This is a genomic window from Varibaculum sp. C0165D1 (assembly GCF_056590355.1).
The window spans coordinates 443,883-464,785 of record NZ_JBWPVY010000002.1 but is presented as its reverse complement, the minus strand read 5'-3'; the positions used below and the strand labels follow the sequence as shown (position 1 = coordinate 464,785).

The 20,903-nt window shown below is 53.6% G+C and carries 19 protein-coding genes and 1 tRNA gene; 3 read left to right on the top strand and 17 right to left on the bottom strand.

The window, feature by feature from the left end; genetic code table 11:
* Positions 1-10 precede the first annotated feature (10 nt).
* The 17 genes from gyrB to AC1EKS_RS04470 form a co-directional block, all read right to left on the bottom strand.
* Complete coding sequence (gene gyrB, locus AC1EKS_RS04550; RefSeq protein ID WP_481009452.1) at positions 11-2,035, bottom strand: DNA topoisomerase (ATP-hydrolyzing) subunit B; 2,025 nt, start codon at positions 2,033-2,035, stop codon at positions 11-13.
* 383 nt (positions 2,036-2,418) lie between these two features.
* Positions 2,419-3,102, bottom strand: coding sequence for a response regulator (locus tag AC1EKS_RS04545; protein WP_481009453.1), 684 nt, complete (start codon positions 3,100-3,102; stop codon positions 2,419-2,421).
* Positions 3,099-4,187, bottom strand: a complete 1,089-nt coding sequence (locus AC1EKS_RS04540) for a sensor histidine kinase (RefSeq protein ID WP_481009454.1) — start codon at positions 4,185-4,187, stop codon at positions 3,099-3,101. Before AC1EKS_RS04540 ends, AC1EKS_RS04545 begins: the two co-directional genes overlap by 4 nt.
* Before the next feature lie 136 nt (positions 4,188-4,323).
* On the bottom strand, positions 4,324-5,103 hold the full coding sequence (gene pstB, locus AC1EKS_RS04535; RefSeq protein WP_481009455.1) for a phosphate ABC transporter ATP-binding protein PstB: 780 nt from the start codon (positions 5,101-5,103) through the stop codon (positions 4,324-4,326).
* 57 nt (positions 5,104-5,160) lie between these two features.
* Complete coding sequence (gene pstA / locus AC1EKS_RS04530) at positions 5,161-6,300, bottom strand: phosphate ABC transporter permease PstA (RefSeq protein WP_481009456.1); 1,140 nt, start codon at positions 6,298-6,300, stop codon at positions 5,161-5,163.
* Positions 6,301-7,272 (bottom strand): phosphate ABC transporter permease subunit PstC, encoded by a 972-nt coding sequence (pstC, locus tag AC1EKS_RS04525; protein ID WP_481009457.1) that lies wholly within the window; start codon positions 7,270-7,272, stop codon positions 6,301-6,303.
* Between the two features lie 83 nt (positions 7,273-7,355).
* Entirely contained in the window at positions 7,356-8,456 is a 1,101-nt protein-coding gene (gene pstS, locus AC1EKS_RS04520) for a phosphate ABC transporter substrate-binding protein PstS (protein WP_481009458.1), read from the bottom strand.
* Positions 8,457-8,617: 161 nt separating this feature from the next.
* Complete coding sequence (locus AC1EKS_RS04515; protein ID WP_481009474.1) at positions 8,618-9,406, bottom strand: class I SAM-dependent methyltransferase; 789 nt, start codon at positions 9,404-9,406, stop codon at positions 8,618-8,620.
* Entirely contained in the window at positions 9,399-10,067 is a 669-nt protein-coding gene (locus AC1EKS_RS04510; protein ID WP_481009459.1) for a DciA family protein, read from the bottom strand. Before AC1EKS_RS04510 ends, AC1EKS_RS04515 begins: the two co-directional genes overlap by 8 nt.
* Positions 10,064-11,398 (bottom strand): DNA replication/repair protein RecF, encoded by a 1,335-nt coding sequence (gene recF, locus AC1EKS_RS04505; RefSeq protein ID WP_481009460.1) that lies wholly within the window; start codon positions 11,396-11,398, stop codon positions 10,064-10,066. The genes AC1EKS_RS04510 and recF overlap by 4 nt, the downstream gene beginning before the upstream one ends.
* 26 nt (positions 11,399-11,424) lie before the next feature.
* Positions 11,425-12,558 (bottom strand): DNA polymerase III subunit beta, encoded by a 1,134-nt coding sequence (dnaN, locus tag AC1EKS_RS04500; RefSeq protein ID WP_481009461.1) that lies wholly within the window; start codon positions 12,556-12,558, stop codon positions 11,425-11,427.
* Positions 12,559-12,759: 201 nt separating this feature from the next.
* Positions 12,760-13,560, bottom strand: a complete 801-nt coding sequence (locus AC1EKS_RS04495; RefSeq protein ID WP_481009462.1) for an ABC transporter ATP-binding protein — start codon at positions 13,558-13,560, stop codon at positions 12,760-12,762.
* The gene (locus tag AC1EKS_RS04490; protein ID WP_481009463.1) at positions 13,553-14,377 is read right to left on the bottom strand and encodes an ABC transporter ATP-binding protein; all 825 of its coding nucleotides are present in this window, start codon (positions 14,375-14,377) and stop codon (positions 13,553-13,555) included. The genes AC1EKS_RS04495 and AC1EKS_RS04490 overlap by 8 nt, the downstream gene beginning before the upstream one ends.
* Positions 14,374-15,213, bottom strand: a complete 840-nt coding sequence (locus AC1EKS_RS04485; RefSeq protein ID WP_481009464.1) for an ABC transporter permease — start codon at positions 15,211-15,213, stop codon at positions 14,374-14,376. Before AC1EKS_RS04485 ends, AC1EKS_RS04490 begins: the two co-directional genes overlap by 4 nt.
* Positions 15,210-16,172, bottom strand: coding sequence for an ABC transporter permease (locus AC1EKS_RS04480; protein WP_481009465.1), 963 nt, complete (start codon positions 16,170-16,172; stop codon positions 15,210-15,212). Before AC1EKS_RS04480 ends, AC1EKS_RS04485 begins: the two co-directional genes overlap by 4 nt.
* A 1-nt stretch (position 16,173) precedes the next feature.
* Positions 16,174-17,676, bottom strand: a complete 1,503-nt coding sequence (locus AC1EKS_RS04475) for an ABC transporter substrate-binding protein (protein WP_481009466.1) — start codon at positions 17,674-17,676, stop codon at positions 16,174-16,176.
* 155 nt (positions 17,677-17,831) lie between these two features.
* Positions 17,832-17,904, bottom strand: a tRNA-Lys gene (locus AC1EKS_RS04470).
* A gap of 146 nt (positions 17,905-18,050) precedes the next feature.
* On the opposite strand from AC1EKS_RS04470, the gene purT reads away from it, so the two are divergent.
* From purT to AC1EKS_RS04455, 3 genes are all read left to right on the top strand, one after another.
* Positions 18,051-19,265, top strand: a complete 1,215-nt coding sequence (purT, locus tag AC1EKS_RS04465; RefSeq protein ID WP_481009467.1) for a formate-dependent phosphoribosylglycinamide formyltransferase — start codon at positions 18,051-18,053, stop codon at positions 19,263-19,265.
* Between the two features lie 221 nt (positions 19,266-19,486).
* Positions 19,487-19,810, top strand: coding sequence for a histone-like nucleoid-structuring protein Lsr2 (locus tag AC1EKS_RS04460; protein WP_481009468.1), 324 nt, complete (start codon positions 19,487-19,489; stop codon positions 19,808-19,810).
* Positions 19,811-19,863: 53 nt separating this feature from the next.
* Positions 19,864-20,598, top strand: coding sequence for a phosphoglyceromutase (locus AC1EKS_RS04455; protein ID WP_481009469.1), 735 nt, complete (start codon positions 19,864-19,866; stop codon positions 20,596-20,598).
* The last annotated feature ends 305 nt before the right edge of the window (positions 20,599-20,903 follow it).

The window sequence follows — 20,903 nt, the reverse complement described above, 5'->3', positions numbered from 1 at the left end:
TTTCCGTCCCTTAAATATCCAAGAATCGCACGTCAGTGGCATTGCGCTGAATGAAAGCGCGTCGTGACTCCACGTCCTCGCCCATTAGCATCGAAAAAACTTCATCCGCGCTGGCCGCCTCGGATAAGGTCACCTGTTTGAGCATCCGCTCTTCCGGGTTCATAGTGGTTTCCCAAAGTTCCTGGGGATTCATTTCCCCGAGGCCTTTGTAGCGCTGTACCCCGCCCTCTTTCGGCAGGCGCTTGCCATCGGTTTTGCCCTCCTCTAAATATTCGTCACGTTGACGATCCGAGAACACGAACTGGTGCGGAGAATTCGACCATTTCAGCCGGTAAAGCGGCGGGCAGGCAATAAATACGTGCCCTTTTTCAATCAACGGACGCATATAGCGGAACAGCAAAGTCAGCAGCAAAGTGGCGATATGCTGGCCGTCTACATCGGCGTCCGCCATAATCACAATGGCGTTATAACGCAGCTTGGAGATATCGAAGTCTTCGCCAATGCCAGTACCGAATGCGGTAATCAAAGACTGGATTTCTTGACTGGAGAGGGCGCGGTCTAGGCGCGCTTTTTCTACGTTCAGGATTTTGCCACGAATCGGCAAGATTGCCTGGTGAGCCGGGTCGCGCCCTTGCACAGCCGAGCCACCTGCCGAGTCGCCCTCAACAATATAGATTTCGCATTGGGAGGCATCGCGAGAGGAACAATCCCGCAACTTCCCGGGCATAGACACGGATTCCAGGGCGGATTTACGCCGGGTAGCTTCCCGGGCTTTACGCGCCGCTACCCGCGCACTCGCTGCCTGCTGTGCCTTTAACAGGATCGCTTTCGCGTCCATGGGGTGAGCATCTAACCAGTCACCCAGTTTGGAATAAACCTGCTGCTGCACAAAGGTACGCGCCTCGGTGTTACCCAGTTTGGTCTTGGTTTGCCCCTCGAATTGCGGCTCGGTGAGTTTAACCGAGATAACGGCGGTTAACCCTTCGCGAATATCGTCACCGGTCAGGTTATGATCCTTGTCTTTGAGGATCCCTTTATCGCGGGCATATTTATTCATCAAGCTGGTCAAGGCCGAGCGGAAACCTTCCTCGTGGGTGCCGCCTTCGGTGGTGTTAATCGTGTTCGCGTAGGTATGAACCGATTCCGAATAGGCGGTGGTCCACTGCAACGCGATTTCTAAGCTGATGGACGCGTCCTCGTTAACCGCGTCAAAATCGATTATCTCCGGGTTGATGACCTCGGATTTCTTGGAGCGGTTAATAAACTCCACATAGTCACGCAGACCGTTTTCGTACATAAACGACACTTGTCGGAAACCGGGAATCGGATCGTCGGCGGTACCTTGCGCATCACCAGTCACTAAATCGCCAGCATCGGTTGCCTCGGGGCGTTCATCAGTTAGGGTGATCCGCAGCCCTTTATTTAGGAAGGCCATCTGTTGGAAACGCTGGCGCAAAATCTCGAAACTAAAAGTCGTGGTCTCGAAGATTTCGGGATCTGGGTAAAAAGTCTGTTGGGTACCGGTTTCTTCGGTTTTTTCCCCGCGTTCTAGTTCGCTGAGGGGATGCCCGCCGTTACCGAAGGACTGCCGCCAGACGTAGCCTTGCCGTTTGACCACGGTATCCATGCGAGCCGAGAGGGCGTTTACTACCGAAACACCTACCCCGTGCAGACCGCCGGAAACCGCGTAACCTCCGGAACCGAATTTGCCGCCCGCATGCAAGATGGTCATCACCACTTCAACCGTGGGGCGTTTTTCGGTGGGGTGCATATCCACCGGGATCCCGCGGCCGTTATCGCTGACTCGCACCCCTCCATCTGCTTGCAGAGCTACCTCGATATGGTCGCAATAGCCGGCCAGGGCCTCGTCGACGGAGTTGTCGACTACCTCGTATACCAGGTGGTGCAGACCGCGCTCCCCGGTAGAACCGATATACATGCCGGGACGTTTGCGTACTGCCTCAAGTCCCTCTAAAACTGTGATGTCGTCCGCGCCGTATTCGTGCTGGACTTGTTGGTCACCCAGATCAGCCACCTGCTGGATCTCCTTGGTCTAGTTCGTCGGCCCCGAGCCGGATATTCCCGACCGCTGGGCACCATCTGCCCCGGGGCATTCACGCCGAAAATCCGGCGCTCACTAGCTCTATTCTACCGTGAAAGCCTCAAAAACCCACATTTTACGGCTTCACCCCGCTTTTCGGGGGAAAGTCACTTTTTTACTTCCGGCGCCTTAGACGCAAATTTTTTCGGAGGACGTGCATAGGGCGCGGAAAGGCGCGGCTATTCTCGAAAATACCTAGGCAACGCCTGGGGGTAATACGAGGGCAGGGCTTTTGGAAAGACGCCAGCGGCATTCTCGGGAAGATACCGGCAGTTCTTAGAAAAAGACGCCAGCGGAGCTTCTCGGAGATACAAACGCTATTTCGGATCCATGATCCGGTAGCCCAGTCCCCGCACAGTCACGATAATCTTCGGAGAGTGCGGGTCGTCCTCAATCTTGGAGCGCAGCCGTTTGACGTGCACGTCCAAGGTCTTGGGGTCTCCGAACCAGTTTTCGCCCCATACCCGATCCATGACCTGTCCGCGAGTAAGCACTCGCTCGGGGTTACGCAAAAAATATTCCAATAGTTCAAACTCGCGCAGCGGCAACTCTTTAAGTTCCCCGTGTACTCGCACTTCGTGGCGGTCGACATCCATAGTGACTGGTCCGACCGCCAATAGGTTTCCTACTTCGGGAAGATCCTGGGTGCGGCGTAAGACTGCGGTAATCCGCGCCAAGAGTTCGCGGAAACGATAGGGCTTGGTCACGTAGTCATCCGCGCCCAGCTCTAAACCGATTACCACGTCAACCACGTCATCTTTAGCCGTCACCATAATGATGGGGGTGTCGCAGCTTTCGCGCACCTGGCGGCAAACCTCGGTGCCGGGAATACCCGGAAGCATCAAATCCAGCAAAATCAGGTCGATGTGGTTGGTTTTAACCACGGACAGCGCCTGGTCACCGTCGGCTACTCCGATGACTTCGTAACCTTCACGTTTGAGGGAATACTCCAGAGGTTTACGGTAAGCTTCCTCGTCCTCAACTACTAATATGGTGGTCATTCCGGTTCCTTTTTCAGCTCTATTCTCTTAGCTTGCGTATCTTGGGGGCTGTGGCGGGGCAAAGTGATAGTGAAAGTTGCACCCTCCCCCGGTTTAGAGTTCACGTGGATAGAACCGTTAAGATCCGAAACCACATGTTTGACGATTGAGAGCCCCAAACCGGTTCCGCCAGTGGAGCGGGAACGCGCCGGGTCTACGCGGTAAAAGCGTTCAAAAATTCTGCCTTGGTCTTCCTCGGAGATTCCGATGCCATCATCGGCAACTTCAATCACCACGTTATCGTCTTCCCGCAAGGTGACATCCACGTGACCTCCAGGATTTGAATAGCGAATCGCATTTTCCAGCAGGTTTTGCAGAGCGGAAGTCAGTAGCTCCAGGTCAGCAAGGACTAAGACCTCTTCTCCCTGCGGAAAATGAGTGTTCAAAGTGATATTCGAGTCTTCGGCGGCAGTCCGCACTTGGTCTAGGGCATCGTTGATGGCTTCGATTGCCAACATGGAACGCGGCTTAGCTGGCAGGCGGCCATCTTGCAGGCGCGCTAAAGAGATGATTTCGTAAACCAGTTTGGTTAGCCGCCGCGATTCTTTAACTAGCTGAGTGGAAAAGGTTTCCACTGCCTGCACATCGTCGGCATTGTCGTGAATCGTTTCTGCCAGCAAAGAAATCGCTCCCACCGGGGTTTTCAGCTCGTGGGAAGCGTTAACCACGAACTCACGGCGAGTGGCATCAGCTTGGAGGACGCGAGTGCGATCCTCTAGTAACACCAGGGTATGCCGGGGCGAGATTGGAGCCACCCGCACCCGCACTGACCAGGGAACGGCGGCATCAGGATGCACCAAATCGTAGTCTTCCTCTACGATCCGTCCCGCGCTGCGCGCCTTGTCAATTTGCGCTAACAGCTGCTGATACTCAATTTTCCCATGATGAAACAGGGGCACTAGGCGCGCCAACTGGGAGATATAGGCAAAAGAGTTATCGGGATTGAGCACTACCGAAGCTTCCGGTAGGGCGTCAAGAATCGTAGATAGATCCTCTACCTGCCAGCCGGAACCGTCCCAATGTGGCTGGTCGCTTTGGCTCTCCATATTTAACATTTTAGGGGGGTCAATCTTCGAGAAACTAATTGTAGGGACTTTGTTAACCAACTGTTAACCCTGGGTAACGGTTGGTTCTTGACACTGTGGGCTCTGAACTTCTGCCGATTTCCGCCGCGCAGGCACCCTATCCAAAGCGTCCCGCAATATAGTTTTCGGTAACTTTTTCGTGAGGGGTGAGGAAAACGGATTCGGTAGGCCCGATTTCCACCAGTTTCCCGGGTTGGCGCGGCCCGGAAATGTTGAAGAACGCTGTCTGATCGGAGATCCGCGCCGCCTGCTGCATATTGTGAGTAACGATCACAATCGTATAAGTCTGTTTCAACTGAGAAATCAGATCTTCAATCGCCAAGGTAGAGATGGGGTCAAGTGCCGAGCAAGGCTCATCCATCAGCAGCACCTCTGGTTTAACCGCAATCGCTCGCGCAATGCACAGGCGTTGTTGCTGCCCACCAGACAGGGAAGCACCCGGTTTATCTAGCCGGTCTTTAACTTCTTCCCACAGGTTCGCGCCTTTTAGGGATTCTTCTACGATCTGATCGCCCTCGGATTTGCTGGTTCTCACCCGATTCAGATGCAAGCCCGCTAACACATTGTTCTTAATCGACATGGTGGGAAAGGGGTTTGGGCGCTGGAATACCATTCCAATCATCCGGCGCACCTCTACCGGGTCGACCTCTTTGCCGTAGAGATTATCGCCGTTAAGTAGGACTTCGCCCGCAATGCGCCCTCCGGGAGTGACCTCATGCATTCGGTTCAAGGTGCGCAGCACCGTGGATTTTCCACACCCCGACGGCCCAATCAGGGAGGTTACCGTTTGGGTTTCAATCGTCATATTTACGTCCTCTACGGCTTTGAAATCTCCGTAGTAAACGTCTAAGTGTTTAGTTTCTAAACAGATTGCCATTTTCTTTTCCTATCTGTTTTGCTTCTTGGAGCCCTGCTGGTAGCGAGGGCGAGTTATTTATTTACCAATCGAGAGTTTCTTGGCTACGAACCGGGCTCCTAGATTCAAAACCAATACCGCGAACACCAGCACTAAGGCAGCTCCCCAGGCGCGATCCACATTGATAGTGGGATTACAGTTCACTGCGTGAGCCGCGCAAGAAACAGTGGAGGTGTACTGCTGATAGATATAGACCGGCAGGGTTTCCATACGCCCGGAAAACACATTGTTATTGATCGCATCGAACATCCCCGCGGTAATCAGTAAGGGCGCAGTTTCCCCCACAATGCGGGCGATTGCCACTACAACCGAGGTAACTAGCCCAGCCGCGGAGGTGCGCAGCACCACCGAGATCACGGTGCGCCATTTGGGCACTCCCAAGGCATAGGATGCTTCCCGCAAATCATTAGGCACCAGCCGTAGCATTTCTGCTGCCGACCGTACCACCAGCGGAATCATCAATACCGAGAGGGCGACTGCCCCCATCAAGCCAGAACGATACGCTGGACCAATCACCATCGTGAACAAGGCAGCCGCGAACAGACCGGCGACGATAGAGGGAATACCGGTCATCACGTCTACCAAGGTAGTAGTGAGTTTGGCGAACTTAGTTTTGCCCGCATATTCGGTCAGGTAGATGGCTACCATTAACCCGATCGGTACCGAAATAATCGCTGCAACCAGGGTAATCATCAGGGTGCCGACCACCGCGTGATAAATCCCGCCCGCTTGCATCCCTCCGTACACGCCCTTCATGGATACGCTTAAGAAATAGGGAGAGACAATCCCGATGCCGCGCCGGATAAGTTCGTATCCGATAGAAGCCAAAATTGCGAGCACCAGCAGACCGCACAGCCACATGGAGGCCGCAATCGCGTTATTGGTGAACTTGCGGCGGAATGAAAGCGCTTTATCGCCGCCCAGTTTGGCGTGTTTAACCTCTTGCTGTGACTTAGCTGCTTTCGGCTGCTCCTGGTACTTCAGCTTTCGCTCCAGGATTACCGCCTGCAAAGCGGAAGTATTATCGGAGGTGGAAAGAGCCGCAAGCTTATCGCTCTTGCCTAGGCTCCCCGCCCCGGTACTGGCGGAAGCTTGCCCGGCACCTATAGATTGTTGCTTTACCTTCAGGTCACCCTGATTCTGATTTTCTTCCCTCATTTATTTCCCCGAACTTTCCTTGCGGGCAACCATCCAACGAGCACCCGAATTAACCAGTAACGTCAGCACGAACAGCACTAAACCAGTGAAGATTAACGCTGCCGCCATATTGGAATCAGCCTCCGGGAACTGGAGGGCGATATTAGAGGCAATCGTAGAGTGCGCTCCCGCTCTAAACAGTGACCACACATAGGAGGCACCGGGCGAAAGCACCATCGCCACTGCCATAGTTTCCCCGAGAGCCCGGCCTAAGCCGATCATCGCTGCCGAAACCGTACCGGAACGTCCAAAGGGCAAGACCACGGTTTTTATCATTTCCCACTTAGTCGCTCCCAGCGCCAGAGCCGCCTCCATTTCCAGAGCGGGAGCGCGGGCATAAACCTCGCGGCACAGTGCGGTAATAATCGGAATCACCATAATCGCCAACACCACCGAGGCTGCAAAAATCACTCGCCCGATCGGAGACACTGGCCCTGAAAATAGAGGAAACCAGCCAAAATAGGTGGCGAGGAATTCCATGATCGGCTGCAAAATAGGCAGCAAGATTAGTCCGCCCCATAGTCCGTAAACCACCGAGGGAATCGCTACCATCACGTCAATCAAACCGGCGATAATCGCCGAGATTTTCTGGGGAGCATAGAAGTTTACAAATATCGCCAGCGCCATAGAAAGTGGCAAGGCAATCGCCAAGGCAACCGCGGCTGCCAGCACTGTTCCAAAAAGCTGGGGAGCGACATACTCCCAGATACCGACCATTTCGGTGCGTCCGCGCATCCGCAGCCGCAAACCCGGGTTAGAGATCGCCGGCCAGGCTTGCAAAGTCAAAAACATCGCTACCAGAGCCAGCACGGCCGCGATAACCGCTGCAGAACCTTTAGTAGCTAGATAAAACAATCCGTCCCAGTTGAAAATTCCTTTTCGAGAAGGGGATTGCAGAGATTCTCGTTTTTCAGGGAGGGTTTTGCTACTCACGTTTACTCCAGGTGGTTAAGGCCAGGAGTACCGGCATTTCGCCCGTACTCCTGGCCACCATTGCTCAAATATTTAGGGAGTTCTTACTTGATTGCGTCTAGCGCAGTAGTGATCTTCTTGGTGATTTCTACGCCCAGGGGAGCAGATCCGGCTGCTTCGGCAGCTTTCTGCTGTCCATCAGCAGATACCACGTAGTTGACCCAGGCTTTCACCAGTTTGGCGGTGTTGGCATCTTTGTACTGTGGGCAAACCGCGTAGTAGGAAACTAGCACCAAGGGGTAGGCCTCGGGATCATCAGGGGTCCGGTTCAGTTCCAAGGCCAGGTCGTTCTTTTCCCGCCCGTCCTCAACTTTGGCACTTTCCACGATTTTGGCAGCTGCATCGGCAGAGTATTCCACGAAACCATCACCTGCTTTGAGCGCTGCTGTCCCAAAGTCACCGGCCTGAGAGGCATCAATATAACCGATCGCGCCTACAGTTTTCTTTAGGTTATCGACTACGCCCGCGGTTTTATCCCCGGATTCTCCGCCAGCTACCGGCCAATCTTTTGATGGCTTATCCGGCCAAGCATTAGGAGCTGCAGCGTGCAGATAGTCGGTGAAGTTTTCGGTAGTACCCGACTGGTCGGCGCGGTGTATGGCTACAATCTTGGAGTCAGGTAGTTTCGCGTCCTTGTTGTCGGCGACAATAGCCGGATCATTCCATTTGGTGATTTCCCCGCGGAAGATCTTGGCGATGATTTCTGGCTTCAGGTTCAGTTTCTTGATGCCATCCAGGTTGAAGGCTACCGCCACCGGGGAAACATAAACCGGCAGGTTAATCGCTTTAGAGTCTTTACAAACCGCAGCTGATTTTTCGACTTCTTCAGACGAGAGCGCCTGGTCAGTACCTGCGAAGGCCACCCCACCTTGCAAGAAAGTGGTCACGCCCGCGCCGGAACCAGTGGGATCATAGGTTACTTCCACATTCTTAGCTACATCCGCGAACCCGGCTTTCCAAGCCTCAACAGCGCTTTTTTGTGAAGATGCGCCCGCCCCTGCCAGTTTGCCAGAGATATCAGTGGTTTCAACTTTCTTGGTCTGGTCAGCTGTCCCGGTGGCATTATCAGATCCACAGGCAGCCAAGCTGGTCGCCGAAAGGGCAAGACCAGCGATAACAGCTAAAGATTTAATGCTCTTACGCATATCTTTCCTTCGATTCTTTTAGATTTTTCATTGACACTTGCAAAGTAAACGAAGAAGTTAACGCGGCCCTGACGATTGCGTTAATTCCTAGTTAACATTGTTTGGGCACTGAAAAATCACGAAGTTAAAGTGGTTATACCTGCACTGATACACCAAATGGGTTATAGTTTGGTGGCACTCCAGACCAGGGTGTAGTAGGGCAAAGTGACGGTTTGCTTGGGGTCTAAAGCCAAATCACCCAATAAATAAGACCGCAGATTACTCTGCATATGCTGTTTTCCCCGCTCACTAGCCTTCAGATAGGAAGAGCGGGTCTTGGCCAGGGAAAACAGGGCAGCTACCGGCAAAGATATGCCCCATTGAAAAAGCTGTAGTTCCGGTTTAGCGAATTGTTTTCCTATCTGGGGTACCCGATCTGGATGGTGCACATCTCCGGAACGCATCACTCGTGAAAGTCGCTTTACCCAGGGGAAAGACACATTCATTTGGTTATAAATAATCAGTATTCGCCCACCTGGTTTCAAAACTCTGGCTGCCGCCGCGCAGGTCGCCTCCCTCTCGACCCAATGCCAGGATTGCGCAAAACACAACGCATCGAAACTTCCCGGGGCAAACAGTTTTGCTGCATCCTCGGCCTTCCCTGCATAGAGGGGGACCTGGGGTAAAGCTTTACGAAACATTTCCCGCATGGCTGATGCAGGCTCCAGCGCGGTAACCCTGATTCCAGCGGTCACTAATTCCCGGGTAAACTTGCCGCTACCAGCCCCAACATCTAAAACTTGAGGATTATGTAGACCGGATAGACCCGCACATACAGCAGGTAGCGGATAGGCAGGTCGGTAGCGTTCGTAATCTCTCCCCGCCAAGGTATAGGGGTTTCCCCCGCTCGCTGCCCCGCCCACCTGCTGCTCATCGGTGATAGTACCGGGGGCCGGTCCCAGACTAACCATAGGTGTCACGCGGTCCGCGACCTTTCACCGAACGCGGTCCATGTTTCCAAGAGGGCGTTTTCGGACCTAGCACAATCAAACGTTTTATTACCACCGAACCCGCGTGATCCTCGATTAGCCCCATGAGCTGGGGAATCAAGTTGCGTAATTCGGAGGCCCAACGAGTGGAGTCACAACGCAAAACCACGTCCCCATCTTGGATTGATTCAATTTGGGCGTGTTGAGCGACTTGCGAGCCAACAATCTGTTCCCAATTGGCTTTCAGTTTGCCTTCATCAAGTAGCTTCCGCAACCCAAAATTTCGTACATAAGTTTCCCATACTGAACGTAGGCGGCGCGGTTCCCGCCGCGACCATCTGCCCCCGTGGCCTCCTCCTGCCAGTCCCGGGGAGGGCTGTAACTGCATTAATCCCGGGACCCGGTCACGCGCGTAACTATCATTGATCCCTTTAACTCTTCCCAAAGAGACTTCCTGAAAATCTCCCGCGGATTCGTCCTCGGAAATAGTGGGGGCATCTACCCCATCCCAGTTACGTCTTCCCCGATAGCGACGCAGCTCGCTGGCTGACATTCTGATTAGTCCTTGAGAAAAGGCGTGCTCTTGGGCGGCTCGCAGCATTCGCTGGGTGTAGGTGGGAGTTTCCTCTGGCTGCTCACTCATGAGGCATCCCACCGGGCATTTTCTGAGTCCGTTTTCGCCACCTGCTGCGCGGACAGGCTCGGCTCAATAGTGGTTCCTTCCGGCCCGCGTAGCACCTCGAAAAAATGTCCCTCGATTTCGGTAGGTAAATCTTTGCGGCTGGTAGCGGTAATCAGTACCTGGTCAGCGCGGTTCATAAAATCCAAGAGGGCGGCGCGGCGGGAGGGGTCCAATTCAGCGAACACGTCATCCAAAATCAGAATCGGAGTTTCCCCCACCTGCCTTAATAGTTCAAACTGCCCCAGACGTAAAGCCAGGGCGGCGCTCCAGGTTTCTCCGTGGGAAGCAAAACCCTTTACCGGTAGAGCATCGAGCATCACCGCCATATCGTCACGGTGTGCACCCGCCAGATTTACCCCGCGAATCAGTTCTTCCTCGCGGCGAGCAGCGAAAGTTTCTTGCAGCGCCACCTCGACAGCCTGCGGATCAGCGAGGTCGGAGGGAGGAGTAAAAGATGGAACATAGGACAATTCCAAGGTTTGGGAAGAGTTCGCCAGGTGATCTTCCCCTAATACCAGCAAGTAGGCTTGCGCCGCATGGGGGGTAAGAGCCTGCAAAGCCCGGACTCTACCCGCGATTAAGCGCGCACCTACCTGGGATAACTGATTATTCCAAACATCAAGAGTGGAAAGCTCTAAAGAAAGGTCAGCCCCGCGGCGCTTCTTTTTTGCCGCCTGCTTTAACAGGGCGCCGCGCTGCCGCAATATCTTTTGATGCTGGGTGATAGTGCCGGCCTCTACTGGCCACAGTTGCACCAATAGATCATCCAGAAAACGGCGGCGAGCTGCAGGATCGCCTTGCAAGATATCTAAATCCTCCGGTGCAAACAGCGTGGTAGCGATCAGTCCTCGCACCTGTTTTAGGGGTACCGGGGAGCGCGCTAGCCGGGCGCGATTAGCCCTCCCAGAGCTTATCTCCAGGTCAACCAGTATTTCTCGCTCTTTAAAGTGGGCTTTCGCCCTAATGATTGCTGCTGCAGGAGTGCCCCCGCCGGCAGTACTAGCAGTATTAACCGCAGCTGCGTTCTCGAATGCCGAGTCTTCCTCTTCAGTGGCGGCTGGTTTCGTCATTTTGCGGCCAGCCAGCGCCGCAGACTGGGGCGCGAACCGCACCAGCGCGCTGTCTGCGCTGGAGCGATGGGAATGGAAGTTCGTTAAATACCCGATTGCCTCCACAAAGTTAGTTTTACCTTGACCGTTGGGGCCAACCAGGATATTTACCCCCGGCGATAAATGCACTACGCAGTGGTGAAAGCTGCGGTAATCATCAAGGGCAATATCGGAAATATACATGGCGGTAACGGCGTTACCCCGCCTGCCTAGGAAGAATAGCGAATCGGCATCAGCAAATATCTAAAGTCCGCAGAGTCGTCGCCGTCTAGTTCTTCCTGCCCGGTAATCACCGCTGGTTTAGTGGGGTGCGTAAAAGACATCCGCACATAGTCGGATTCCAAAGCCCCTAAGCCATCCAAGAGATACTGGGAGTCGAACACGATCATCATCGGCTCATCAGCAATAAAAGTGCAGGTCATTTCTTCATGCGCTTGCGCATCATTGCCCTGTCCAGCCTCTAAAGTGAGGGTGCCGTCCGCGAAATTCATGCGGATCTGGGCACTGCGGTCAGTCACCAAAGAAACCCGTTTAATTGCCTGCTCGAGTTCTTCGCGGCGAATAACAGCCTTTATCGGAGCTTCTTCGGGGAACAGGCTGGTCACCGGAGGATAATCACCTTCGGTTAGCTGGGAAGTAATCTTGCGTCCTCCGGCTTCCAGGGCGATAATCGACCCGCTTTCGGAAGAATTTTCCAAACCTAAATGAATCTCCCCTGCGCCGGAAAGTGCCTTAGCCATTTCCGAAAGAATCCGCGACTTAACTAGCGCGTCTGCGGAAAAATCAGTTTCCTTCGGCTGCCAATCCATTACCCGCACCGCCAGGCGGTAGCGGTCGGTAGCCATTAGGGTCAGGTGGGAATCCGCCAGCTCCATCCGCACCGTAGCCAGCAAAGGTAGGGCTTCATCAGAGGAGGCGGCGCGGGAAACCTGCGCAACCGCCCGGGCAAACTCGCCCGAGTCAACTTCCCCGATAGCTGCGGGGACTTGCGGCAACGCCGGATAGTCATCCAGGGGCATCACTGCCAGCTGGAAACTGGAGGAACCACAGGAAATGCTGACTTTACCCCCCTCCATCTCGACTGTTACCGGCTTCTTAGGGAGCTGTTTACAGATATTGGCCACCATTTTTCCGGAAACCAGAACTTCGCCCTCCGATTCCACATCGGCCTCAAACTGGTTCCGGGAGGAAACTTCATAGTCGAAGCTGGACAAGGTGACGATACCGGCTTTGGCGCTCATCCACACCCCACCTAGTACGGCCACTGCTGGACGTGCCGGCAAAGTGCGAGCAGTCCAACTAATCGCGTCCTCGAATACGTCCCGCTCGACTACGAATTTCATGCGCTGCCCCTTTTATCTCTTTGACCATGGTGTATGGCGCGATATCTGCAAAATTCAGCCAGCGACAACCGGGCTGAATCATTTGTTCCAGTCTCCCATTATAGGGTTTCGCATCCCGATTAGCACTAAAGTAACCAAAACTGGGGATAACGCGCCGATTCTTGCTTCAGGTCAGATTTTCCCCCAGCTGCAGAAGGCTCTTTAGTTTCTCCGCTTTAACGCCAAGTGCGGGACAGCCCCGATAAGTTCGGCAGTATAGTCCTGCTGCGGATGAGAAAACACCTGCTCAACCGGGCCTTCCTCTACGATTTTTCCCTCTCGCATTACTATAACCCGCTGGCACAGGTGGCGCACCACCGCCAGGTCGTGACTGACAAACAGTAAAGTCAAGTTTTCCCGCTGCGCGATCTGCATTATCAGATTCAATACTTGAGCACGCACCGAAACGTCCAACGCGGAAACCGCTTCATCAGCGATTAACACGTCAGGACGCGCAGATAGGGCGCGAGCGAGGGCGATACGTTGGCGCTGTCCTCCCGAAAACTGATGGGGATATTTATCGGCGTCTTCGCTACTTAAACCGACTTCCGTCAGTACTTCCTCTAGACGTGCCCCGATATTGGTAGGCACCCCCTCGCGCCCGCGCACCCAGGGCGAACGCAACGGTTCGGTAATAATCTTGCCCACCCGCATCCGCGGATCCAGGGAGCTGAGCGGATCTTGAAACACGATTTGTACCCGGGAACGCAGGTGTCCTAACTGCTTTTCTTTTAGCCCGGTAATCGTGCGACCTGCAAATTTAATTTCTCCACTAGTAGGGCGAGAAAGAGCGCATAGCATGCGAATTAATGTTGATTTTCCGGAACCGGATTCGCCTACGATTCCCAGGCGCTCCCCGGCGTTAATCTCCAGGTTTACTCCAGCTACCGCGCGTACCTGTCCAGTGGAGCGGGGATAGATTTTTACTAAATCATTAGCGAGGAAAATCGGTTGCTCACTCATCGCTCCCCCTAAAGAAATCACTCAGGACTGGCAGGCGCGCTCCCGGTTCTACCGCCGCAATATCGGCGGTTGCCAGTAGGCCGCGAGTATAGGGATGTTTAGGCTGTTCCAGCACTTCCCGCAGGGGACCGCTTTCCATGATTTGCCCTTGATACATCACCAAAAGATAGTCACAAATCTCGTTGACCACCGCTAAATCGTGACTGATAAACAGACAGGCCGCAGCGCTACTAGCTAGTTCTTTATCTAAAAGCCTTAGCACTTTCGCTTGCACCGTAACGTCCAAAGCGGTGGTGGGTTCATCGCAAATCAGCAGTTGCGGGGCATTTATCAGCGCCATTGCCATCATTACTCGCTGACGTTGTCCCCCAGACAGCTGATGAGGAAAGGCGTTGGCGCTCTGCTCCGGCTGGGGCAAACCCACCCGTTCCAGCATTTTTATGACTTCCTGGCGCTTGTCACTCCGTCCGCGTTGATGCAGCGCTAAAACCTCCGCCACCTGTTTACCGACTCGCATCGTGGGGTCGAGGGCGGTCATCGGTTCTTGAAAAATCATCCCGATTTTCGCTCCTCGCAACGGCGCCATCTGCCTATCGGCCAGTGACAATAATTCTTTTCCGTCAAGAGAAACGGAGCCGGAGACCCTCGCGTCCTCACCCAGAAGGCCCATTAGTGCGAGCGCAGTTACCGATTTGCCCGAACCAGATTCGCCAATCAGTCCCACCCGCGCCTGGGGTGGAATCTCGAAACTGATTCCTTTGACTACCTGGTGACCTCGAAAAGAGACCTGTAGGTTGTCTACTTTTAGTCCCTTCATTGTCGCTCCCTAAGCCTCGGATCTAGTACCTCACGCAGCCCGTCACCTAAAAGGTTGAACCCTAAAACAGTCAGGGCGATCCCCAGGGCGGGCCACAGCGCCAACTGCGGGTTTACCAGCAGAGACTTTTGGGCTTCAAATAGCATTAATCCCCAGGTGGGAGTGTCCGGACGGGTACCTAACCCCAGGTAGGAAAGGGCGGCCTCCGCCAAAATCGCGAGGGCGAAACTCACCGAGGCCTGCACGATAATCGTGGGAGCGATATTGGGGAGCACGTGGGTGAAGGTGGCGCGATAGCGGGGAGTGCCAGCCGCTCTGGCCGCCACCATATAGTCCTGGGACATTACCCCCAAGGTGGCAGCCCGGATATTGCGAGCAAATGCGGGAATCGAAGCGATCCCGATGGCCACCATCGCCGTCCAAGTGGAACCGGATCCGCGCGCCGCCGCCAGCAAAATCGCCAGCAGCAGGGCAGGGAAAGCATAAAGGATATCTAGGGAGCGCTCAATGATCCTGGCCGGCCATCCTCCACGCTGAGCAGCATAAACACCCAGAGGAACCCCGATTATGGCGCCAATACTGACGGAAACTATCCCTACCAGCAGACAGATTCCGGCTCCCGACAGCATCCGAGAAAACACGTCGCGTCCAAAGTCATCGGTTCCGAAAATATGGGAGGAAGAGGGCGCACTTAAACGCTGTTCGCTAACTTCCGTGGGATCAAAAGGCAGGTAGAGGAAAGATATTATTCCCATCAGCACGATGAGACTTACTAGCGCGATCCCCATCCACAGATTGGGGTGGCGGCGTAGCGATAGTTTCCGGCCAGTTTTCATCGCTCCACCCCCTGCCGAATTCGAGGATCCAGTAACTGGTAAACCACGTCTACCAGCGCGTTAATTACCAGCACCGCCGCGACCAGAATCATCACTACCGCTTGCACCACGGTTAAATCCCGCTGCCCGACGGCGGCAATTAGGTAGGTACCCAAACCGGGGATCGCAAAAACCTGCTCCACTACAATCGCCCCTACCAGCAGGGTTGAAAGTTGCAGCCCCAGGACCGTGATTACCTGCAAAGATGCATTTCTCACCCCGTGACGCAGCAGCGCCCCCGGAAACCGCCAGCCAATCGCCCTCGCCGTGCGGAAATAGTCCTGTTTGATTACTTCGATAAACGCCGAGCGGGTGTAGCGGGTAAGTACCGCTCCTTGCACTATCGCTATCGAAAGTGCCGGTAGGAATAGGTAGCGTGCCCATTCCAGCGGATCGTCCTGGAAAGAAACGTAACCGTTTGCCGGCAACACCTGCAGTTTCACCGCAAAAACTATGGTTAGCAACATTCCGGCTAGGAATGCGGGGATCGCCATTCCTAACTGGCTGAGGACAGACACCACGATCCCGCTCTTACGATTGCGGCGCAACGCCCCGAACATACCCAACGGGATTGCCAGCACTAAAGCCAGAATCATTCCCGCAAATACCAGCGAAAATGTAGCCTCTAGGCGGTGGGGAAGCTGCTGAGAGATTGCCTGTCCGGTAAATATCGAGGTACCAGGATCTAGGCGTAGCATTCCACCCAACCAGCTAAAATAGCGTAAAATTAGTGGCTGATCTAGTCCCATAGCTGCCCGCAGTTGCGCCACTGAACCCGGGTCGGCATTCGCCCCCAAAATCACGCCAGTCACGTCCCCAGGAAGTAGGTTTATCAGCAAGAACACCACTAGCGAAGCCACTATTAGGCTCACTATTAGGGTGGCTACCCGCTTCAGGATGGCCTGTGCCGGCGCTTTCATCTCAACTCTGGTAGCTAATAGACGATAGGTCGAAGGAAAGTCCGGTTACATTCGCGGCTAGGCCGGAAATATCTGCCTTAGTCACGATCAGGTTTGGCAGCAGCCACAAGAATCCGGCGGCAGCATCATCAGAAAGTACCTTTGCCGCCTGTTTCATATATTTAACCTGGTCTTCCGGGGTACCCTCATCTGCTTTTTGATACAAATCCCGGAACTGCTGTGAATCGTAATGCCAGTAATAATCGGTGTTGGTAAAGCGAGAAATATCGCGCGGCTCCATATGGGCAACAATAGTCAGGTCGTAATTAGATTTGACCATTACCTCATCAATCCAGCGCGCCGGGAATTCCAACTGCTCAATCTCTAAATTAATCCCCACTTTAGAAAGCTGGCTCTTAATATGGGTGGCCGCTCCCGAGGCATAGGGCAAGGTAGGAATCCGCATCTTGAGGGTGAGCCCCTCTCCGTATCCCGCTTCTGCCAGCAGTTTCTTGGCTTTTTCCCGATCTAAAGGATAGGCAGAAGACAGATCTTCATACCAGGGATCAGTCGGCGGCACCATCGATCCAATCAATAAGCCTTTACCGGCCCAAACTGCGTCCCGCACCGCTTTGCGGTCAATAGCATAGTTAATGGCTTGGCGTACTCGCTTATCTTTGAGGGCTGCTTGCTGCTGATTCATCCCCATTACCACTTCCCCATTGGTGTGGCCTTCCAGGACTTTGAAGCGGGAATCACCAGTGAACTTATCGAGTGCCTGCGGGGCAGCCAGGTTAGAAATAATATCTAGCGAACCAGAAAGCATCGCGGTATTCATGGCGTTCGGGTCGGAGAAATAGCGGAAAGTCGCTCCTTTGACCTTCGGTTTTTCACCCCAATACTTCTGATTAGTGGCTAACTGGATTTCTTCCCCCTGTCGCCACTCTTTCAGGGTGTAAGGACCAGAACCAGCCGGTTTAGTTGCCAAGTCACCCTTATCGAGTGCCTGCGGGTCATAAATAATCCCGGCAGTCGAGCTCAGGTAATAAAGCCAGGCATTCGAGGGATGCGACAGCTCAAACTGAACTTTGTTTCCCCCCAAATCTTTGACTGCTTTTAAGGCTTCCATCTCTTGTTTGCGGGTGGGGCTCACGGTTTTATCAGTCAGCAAATAGTTGAAAGATTTTGCGACCGCCGCCCCATCAACCGGGGCACCCGAAGCAAACTTCGCGTCCTTCAAAGTAAAGGTATAGGTCTTGCGATCAGCAGAAACCTGGTAATCTTTCGCCAGCAGTGGCACCAGCTTGCCTTTGTCGTCTACCCGCAACAAAGTTTCATACACGTTATAGAGCAGCGCATAGGTAATCGCCGCCGCATCGTTATGCGAGGGATCCAAAGTCGAGGGCGTAGCATGCACCCCGATAGTCAGCACTCGCTCGGATTTACTGTTTGAAGAATTGGTACTGGAACAGCCAGCTAATACCAAACCGGCAACCGCCAGCACGGCCAATAGACGCTTACGCAAGGATCTCCCCTTTATCGGCGATGGGTCATGATCGTTTCAATCATAACGCTTGCCCGCCCCGCCCGAATTTGTCGCTCACTGCCCGCCCTCACGGGTTAGATCCCCCGCTTGTACTAAAAAATGGGCTGCGCCAACAGGCGCAACCCATTTTTTAGTACGCCCGCAGGGGATCGAACCCTGGACCCACGGATTAAAAGTCCGTTGCTCTACCAACTGAGCTACAGGCGCCTGCCATAAAGGCACGTTTTATTCTACAAGGACAACGGCCATTTCCCAACTTAGATTTTGGTTGCTTACCTCACTAAAGAACCCGTAAAGTAGTATTCAAATCCCTCCATTAAACGGCGGGAATTCACTTCTAGGAAAGGGTTTTCATGCTCACGCCAACTACTTTTGGAACCCCCATGTCGAAATCCGCTTTGCGGGTACTACTGCTCGGTTCCGGAGAATTAGGTAAAGAGCTGGCGATAGCGTTTACTCGCCTGGGGGTGGAAGTCCACGCCGCGGATCGCTACCAAAATGCGCCGGCTCAGCAGGTAGCACACTATTCTTACGTCTTAGATATGACCGATGGAAAACAGGTAGATTTCCTGGTGAAAAAAGTGCGACCCCATTTCATCATTCCGGAAATCGAAGCCATCGCCACCGATACTTTGGAAGAAATTGCCGCTTCTAGCGAGGTCACGGTAATCCCCACTGCTCACGCCACTCGCCTAACTATGGATCGAGAAGGCATCCGCCGCCTCGCCGCCGAGGAACTGGGTATCCCCACTTCCCGCTATGTGTTTGCTTCCGGGGAGGAGGAAATGCGCCAGGCGGTAGACAAAATCGGACTGCCCTGCATCGTAAAACCGGTAATGTCCTCTTCTGGCAAGGGCCAGTCCCTACTGAAAACCCCGGAAGATATCGAGCCTGCCTGGCATTACGCTCTGGAGGGAGGACGCGGCGCCAGCCAGGGACGAGTAATCGTGGAAGGCCTGGTAGATTTCGACTATGAAATCACGCTATTGACGGTGCGTTCCCTGGACAATCAGACCGGACAAACAGTCACCAGTTTTTGCGAACCGATAGGTCACCTGCAGGTAAATGGTGACTACCACGAGTCTTGGCAACCGGCTCCTATGGAAAGTGGGGTGCTAGAAAAAGCGCAAGCTATTTCCGAGAAAGTTACCACCGCCCTGGGTGGGCGCGGCATTTTCGGGGTAGAACTGTTCATTTGCGGAGATGAAGTCCTCTTTTCCGAGGTGTCGCCGCGTCCTCATGACACCGGGATGGTGACTATGGCTTCTGGTTACCTCTCCGAGTTTGAGCTCCATGCCCGCGCTATTTTAGGGCTACCGGTCGATACCCGCCTGCGTACTCCGGCGGCCTCGGCAGTAATTTGCGCGAACCTGCAGAGCCAGGCCCCGGTATACCGGGGCTTAGCCGCAGCTTTGTCGGTTCCGGAAGTAGATTTAAGGCTTTTTGGTAAACCTGAATCCCGGGTAGGGCGGCGCATGGGGGTGGCTTTGGCCCGCGGAAATACTGTTAACCAGGCGCGGGAGCGGGCAAAGAAAGCCGCCGGATTAATCACCGTCCAAGATGCCTAATAGCACGGGAATAATAGTTTTTTCTTTCAGGTAAAACCGTATTTTCTCGCTTTCTACCGGTTATCTTGGCTATATTCAGCCATAAATACCAGTTATTTCTTTTTAGGTTTCCGTCGTTATCGTTCCTATTTTTGATAGTTTTTAACTAGCTATAGAAATGCATTATTGCCGGCGTTAATATAAGAGGTAAAAGCAAACCTAAAAATGGAAAGGTAAAAAGCATGGCCAGGAAAACTCGAATAGTTCTGATCGATGATATTAACGGTGAACTTGGAGATGAAACCATTAAATTTGGCCTTGACGGTATTGATTACGAAATCGATTTATGTACCGAAAATGCCGCAAAGTTCCGGGACCTCATGGATCCGTGGATTCAGGCAGGACGCCGGGTAGGAGGACGCCGGGTGGCGGGCACTGATACCCGGCCGGTTTCGGATGCTTCCAAGATTCGGGCCTGGGCTCGGGATCAGAATATGCAGGTATCCGAAAAAGGCCGCATCTCCGCAAAAGTACGTTCCGCCTACTACCGCACGCATTTGAAATAAAATAGGGACCTATACCCCGGGTATTTTCATCTAAACAATGAGACACTAGAGATATGACTTACAAACTTATATTGCTCCGTCACGGGCAAAGCGAATGGAATGCCAAAAATCTTTTCACCGGTTGGGTAGATGTTCCGCTATCGGATCAGGGCCGTAAAGAAGCCACCCACGGCGGTGAGCTACTAAAGCAAGAGAACATCTTGCCAGATATTGTTTTCACCTCTCTGCTGCGCAGGGCGATTATGACCGCTAACCTTTCTTTGGATGCCGCTGATCGGCATTGGATTCCGGTTAAGCGTAACTGGCGTCTAAATGAACGCCACTATGGCGCTTTGCAGGGCAAAGACAAGAAAGCTATCCGCGACCAGTACGGCGATGAACAGTTTATGCTCTGGCGCCGTTCTTACAGCACTCCTCCCCCAGAAATTGAACTGGGATCCGAGTTTTCTCAAGATGCCGACCCGCGTTATAGCGGGGAGCCGATTCCGCGCACCGAATGCTTAGAGCAGGTATTAGAGCGGCTACTGCCCTATTGGGAACAGGAAATTGTTCCCGAGCTAAAGGCAGGTAAAACAGTACTTATTGCCGCGCACGGTAACTCCTTGCGTGCCATTGTGAAGCATCTTGACCAGATCAGTGATGAGGATATTTCCAGTTTGAATATTCCGACTGGGGTTCCTTTGTACTACGAGCTGGATGAGAATCTGCAGCCGGTCAAGAAGGGTGGAACCTACTTGGATCCGGATGCCGAAGCCAAGATTGCGGCGGTAGCCAACCAGGGCAAGTAGCCTCTTTCTCTTGACAGTCCCCGAGGGCAACCTCGGGGACTTCGTCATATCTAGCCCCGGTTGTTCCGGGCTTTGGGGTTAATCCGGATGCGCCCTCGGGAAAGAAAAATATGCAGATTTGCGGGTCTGCGGGCGAGGTAGGAGAAAAAAGTATGAAATGGCGCAAGTTTGGCGTATCTCACTACCGCGCAGAGGGTATATATGGGAGACTGATTTCAGGTGCAACCAGCGCCTGTGTCGCAGGTGACACGCGGGAATGATATTTCGCGCAGTTACAAAAGACACTCCACTCGGATCGTCGGGCA

What these genes read in the sequence shown, in the direction of transcription:
- AC1EKS_RS04545 (WP_481009453.1), bottom strand. Translation starts at nt 3,102, where the DNA reads ATGACCACCATATTAGTAGTTGAGGACGAGGAAGCTTACCGTAAACCT.
- AC1EKS_RS04540 (WP_481009454.1), bottom strand. Translation starts at nt 4,187, where the DNA reads ATGGAGAGCCAAAGCGACCAGCCACATTGGGACGGTTCCGGCTGGCAG.
- pstB (WP_481009455.1), bottom strand. Translation starts at nt 5,103, where the DNA reads ATGGCAATCTGTTTAGAAACTAAACACTTAGACGTTTACTACGGAGAT.
- pstA (WP_481009456.1), bottom strand. Translation starts at nt 6,300, where the DNA reads ATGAGGGAAGAAAATCAGAATCAGGGTGACCTGAAGGTAAAGCAACAA.
- pstS (WP_481009458.1), bottom strand. Translation starts at nt 8,456, where the DNA reads ATGCGTAAGAGCATTAAATCTTTAGCTGTTATCGCTGGTCTTGCCCTT.
- AC1EKS_RS04515 (WP_481009474.1), bottom strand. Translation starts at nt 9,406, where the DNA reads ATGGTTAGTCTGGGACCGGCCCCCGGTACTATCACCGATGAGCAGCAG.
- AC1EKS_RS04510 (WP_481009459.1), bottom strand. Translation starts at nt 10,067, where the DNA reads ATGAGTGAGCAGCCAGAGGAAACTCCCACCTACACCCAGCGAATGCTG.
- recF (WP_481009460.1), bottom strand. Translation starts at nt 11,398, where the DNA reads ATGTATATTTCCGATATTGCCCTTGATGATTACCGCAGCTTTCACCAC.
- dnaN (WP_481009461.1), bottom strand. Translation starts at nt 12,558, where the DNA reads ATGAAATTCGTAGTCGAGCGGGACGTATTCGAGGACGCGATTAGTTGG.
- AC1EKS_RS04495 (WP_481009462.1), bottom strand. Translation starts at nt 13,560, where the DNA reads ATGAGTGAGCAACCGATTTTCCTCGCTAATGATTTAGTAAAAATCTAT.
- AC1EKS_RS04490 (WP_481009463.1), bottom strand. Translation starts at nt 14,377, where the DNA reads ATGAAGGGACTAAAAGTAGACAACCTACAGGTCTCTTTTCGAGGTCAC.
- AC1EKS_RS04485 (WP_481009464.1), bottom strand. Translation starts at nt 15,213, where the DNA reads ATGAAAACTGGCCGGAAACTATCGCTACGCCGCCACCCCAATCTGTGG.
- AC1EKS_RS04480 (WP_481009465.1), bottom strand. Translation starts at nt 16,172, where the DNA reads ATGAAAGCGCCGGCACAGGCCATCCTGAAGCGGGTAGCCACCCTAATA.
- purT (WP_481009467.1), top strand. Translation starts at nt 18,051, where the DNA reads ATGCTCACGCCAACTACTTTTGGAACCCCCATGTCGAAATCCGCTTTG.
- AC1EKS_RS04460 (WP_481009468.1), top strand. Translation starts at nt 19,487, where the DNA reads ATGGCCAGGAAAACTCGAATAGTTCTGATCGATGATATTAACGGTGAA.
- AC1EKS_RS04455 (WP_481009469.1), top strand. Translation starts at nt 19,864, where the DNA reads ATGACTTACAAACTTATATTGCTCCGTCACGGGCAAAGCGAATGGAAT.